Here is a 3,631-nt window from a genome sequence, read left to right on the forward strand (position 1 = left end):
TCCCGGCGGCGAATTATGGATCGCGACTCCCAACGGGATCGATGTGGTTGAGAAGGACGGTTCCCTTCGGCGCATTGGGACATCGGAGGGTTTGCCGAACCCGTGGGTGAACTCGCTACTGAGAGATCGCGAGGGCCGGATCTGGGCGGCGACGCGCGGCGGTTTGGCGCTCATGCGGCGCGGGACCAGTGCAGGCCGGTATGGCGTCGAACGCACGTTTTTCGATAGCCGCGGGTCACGCGATATCGCCGCCCTGGTCGAGGCCCCGGACGGCGCTCTATGGTTGGGCACGTCGAATGGAATCTTGCGTCTGCCGGCGGGCGGCGAAACTCGATCCGAGCTCCAGCGCTTCGACAAAGCGAATGGGCTAACCGATTACGAGATTCTTTCCTTATCTTGCGATCGCGCCGGCAACCTATGGATAGGCACGGAAGGCGCCGGTGTCATGAAGATAGCGCCCGCGGGGTTCACCACGTTCAGCGAACCCGACGGCCTCGCGTCCGATCGTGTGTGGTCCGTTGTTGTGGACCGCGCGGGAACCCTGCTAGCAGTAACCGTTCCCATAGCCGAAAAGGGGAAAGCCTCCGTTAATGTGTACGACGGTGAGAAGTTTCACGCCGCCGTCCCCGGAGTTTATGGCGAGTTCAACAATTGGGGTAGTGACCAAATCCTGCTGCAATCCCGTACCGGCGAGTGGTGGGTCGCCACAAAAAAGGGGTTGTGCCGGTTTGACCGCATGAGAGCCGTGGAGTTGGACGGCAAACAACCGAGGGCATGCTATGCGTCCGACTCTCAGGTGTTCAAAACTTTCGAGGATTCGCGCGGAATTATCTGGGCTTCGTTGCAGTCCTCGCACGGAGATCGATTGATGCAATGGAACGCCCGGGGGAACACCGGCCGCAACACGTTCCTGCCATTCGAAGAGGGCCCTAGCCACAACCCCCGGTTAGTCTGGGCCTTCGCGGAGGATCGTCAAGGAAACGTCTGGATGGGGATGGGGAATGGGAACGGACTGTACCGCTATGACGGACAACGCTTCACTCATTTTGGGGAGCGCGAGGGAGTCCCCGCCGGCGCCATCACCGCACTGTTGACGGATCACGCGGGAAGGCTTTGGATCGGCTCTCGTAATGGTCTTGCGGTTATCGACAACCCTGGCGGGGAACACTTTGGACTGCGTCGATATACCACAGAGAATGGTCTGGCGAGCAACAACATCCAATGCCTGGTGGAGGACCGGGAAGGGCGGTTATACGCCGGCTCCGGAAGAGGGATCGATCGGCTGGATCCCGCGACGGACCGCATCAAACATTACTCCACGGCCGACGGACTTGCCCATGGGGAAATGGAGTCCGCCGCTCGCGACACTTCGGGTAATCTCTGGTTCGCGACCACCCAAGGCCTATCGAGACTAACGCCGGGGGCCGATTCGAAGCCGACGGCTCCGTCCGTGCGCATCACGGATTTGCGCGTGGGACCCGACCGGTATCCCGTCTCCCAGGCGGGCGAAGCACTCATTTCGAACCTTAGAGTGCAGCCTTCGTTCAACCAGATTCAAGTCCAGTTCGCGGGTTTTAACAACGAGCCGGAAGAGAGACTGCGTTATAAGTACACCCTCTATGACGGCAAACAGTCCCTGTGGCACGGACCGGAAAGAAATCACGACCTCAACTACCCAGGTCTGCCCGCGGGAAGTTATCGGCTCCTGATCAAAGCCGTTAACTCAGAAGGGGAAGAAAGCACCACATCCGCCGAAGTCGCTTTCACTGTGCTCCCCCCGTTCTATAGGCGCTGGTGGTTTGAAATGCTGGTAGCTGCCTCCTCTCTCTCCCTTATCTGGGCTGCGCACCGTTACCGGGTGGCGCAGGCCGTAAACCTGGAGCGGATGCGAACCGCTATTGCGACGGATCTGCACGATGACATTGGCGCGAGCCTCTCGCAGATCGCAATCTTAAGCGAGGTGGTGCGCCTGGAGCGTCCGCTTGAGTCGTCGACTCCGAACGCGCGATTAGATCGCATGGCCGCGTTGGCGCGGGAAGTGGCGGATTCGATGAGCGACATTGTCTGGGCGATTCGGTCAGAACCGGAAGGCGCGGAACAGGAAGGCATGGATGCCTTGATCCGGCGACTGCGCGAGGTTGCCAGCGATCTGCTGGAATCGCAATCGATCCAATTTGAGTTTCGCGTTCAGCGGAACAATCCCAATGTACGGTTGAGCCTACAAGCCCGGAGAAACATCTACCTGATCTTCAAGGAGTGCATCCACAATGTAGCGCGGCACTCCGGTTGCAGCGTGGCGTCGGCTGAGTTTCAGGTAGCAAGTGAAATTTCGCTGCGCGTCGTCGATAACGGGCGGGGCCTGGACAACGGACGAGGCTGTAACGTTGGCCCGTCTCGCGCCGGCGGTGGAAACGGCATCCCGAACATGCGCCGGCGCGTTGAGAATTTGGGAGGGAGGATCGAGTGGACCACTACCCCCGGCGGGGGATGCACGGCGGAAGTTCATTTACCGCTGCGCCGTAGCGTAGTGGGTAAGTCCCGCTTATAGTCCCCCCGCACGAATACGGGGGTTGTGGCGGCGAATCGGTGGGGTTACTCTAACTAAACAGGGGGGCTCGGAACTTGACGGAGCGCCATGCGGAGACGGAGGTCATCGGCGTGGCCGTTGTCGAAGACCAGGCCGAAACGCGCGAAGGCATCTCGTTCTTGATCAACCACACAGCGGGCTTTGAGTGCCGGCATGTGTATCCGACGGCGGAAGTTGCTTTGGAGAACATCGGGATCGATCCGCCCCGCGTCGCGCTTCTCGACATCGGTTTGCCGGGACTTGACGGCATTGAGGCCGTTCGGATTCTTCAGGAACGCCATCCCCGGATCGCGCCGGTTATGCTGACGGTCTACAAAGATAACGACCGGATTTTTCAGGCTATCTGCGCCGGTGCTTGCGGCTATCTTCTCAAACAGACGCCGCCCGCCCGGCTGATGGAGGCGATCCGGCAGGTTGCCGACGGCGGCGCCGTGATGTCGCCCGAAGTTGCCATTCGCGTGGTTGAACTGTTCCGCAAAGCGCCGGTACGCGACGCTGGCTGGGTAGCTCTTTCGCCCCGCGAACGCGAGCTGCTGAAGCTACTAACGGAAGGCCATCAGAACAAGACCGCGGCGGCCGAACTGGGAATTAGTGTTCATACCGTCAGCTTTCACTTACGCTCGATCTACGAGAAGCTGCACGTCCATTCGCGATCGGAAGCCGTCGCGCGCGCCCTGAGGGACGGTCTGGTCAAGTGACATAGTTGTGCATGGGGTAGTCTCGCTTCGATGTCCGGCTCTGAAGCACGGTGAGGCCCTGGTTAGCCGTCCCGGAGCATCGCTTCGGTTAAGAGACAATCGGAGTGAAGAATGGGGAATCTGAGCGATTTCGAGAAACTGCTTCCATCATTGTCGGCCGGCGAAAAGGCTTAGATCCTTAAGTGGGTCGTTCAGGAACTTGCGGAAGCGTTTCCCGGCATTGACTTCCCCCTGACGTTTGCGGCGGGTACCCATGTATTGTTCGGACGCGCATTCCGGTTTGGCTGCTGGACCAGGCGCGCCGGTTAGGATCGAGTGAGCAGGCGCTCCTGGAGGCCCACACGTC

At 60.0% G+C, this 3,631-nt stretch carries 3 protein-coding genes; 2 read left to right on the forward strand and 1 reads right to left on the reverse strand.

Annotation, left to right across the window (positions count from 1 at the left end):
- Window positions 1-2,548: sensor histidine kinase (locus tag H1Y01_RS10385; RefSeq protein ID WP_180540451.1), on the forward strand; the 2,548-nt coding region annotated here is incomplete at its 5' end.
- 74 nt (window positions 2,549-2,622) lie between these two features.
- A complete protein-coding gene (locus H1Y01_RS10390; protein WP_219341441.1) occupies window positions 2,623-3,285 on the forward strand; it encodes a response regulator transcription factor in 663 nt (220 codons plus the stop codon).
- Between the two features lie 147 nt (window positions 3,286-3,432).
- Here H1Y01_RS10390 and H1Y01_RS20240 read toward each other — a convergent pair.
- Window positions 3,433-3,631 (reverse strand): hypothetical protein (locus tag H1Y01_RS20240; RefSeq protein ID WP_257644436.1); only part of this gene is annotated, 199 nt, incomplete at its 5' end.

Source organism: Nevskia soli (assembly GCF_903970205.1).
Lineage (GTDB): Bacteria > Acidobacteriota > Terriglobia > Bryobacterales > Bryobacteraceae > Bog-113.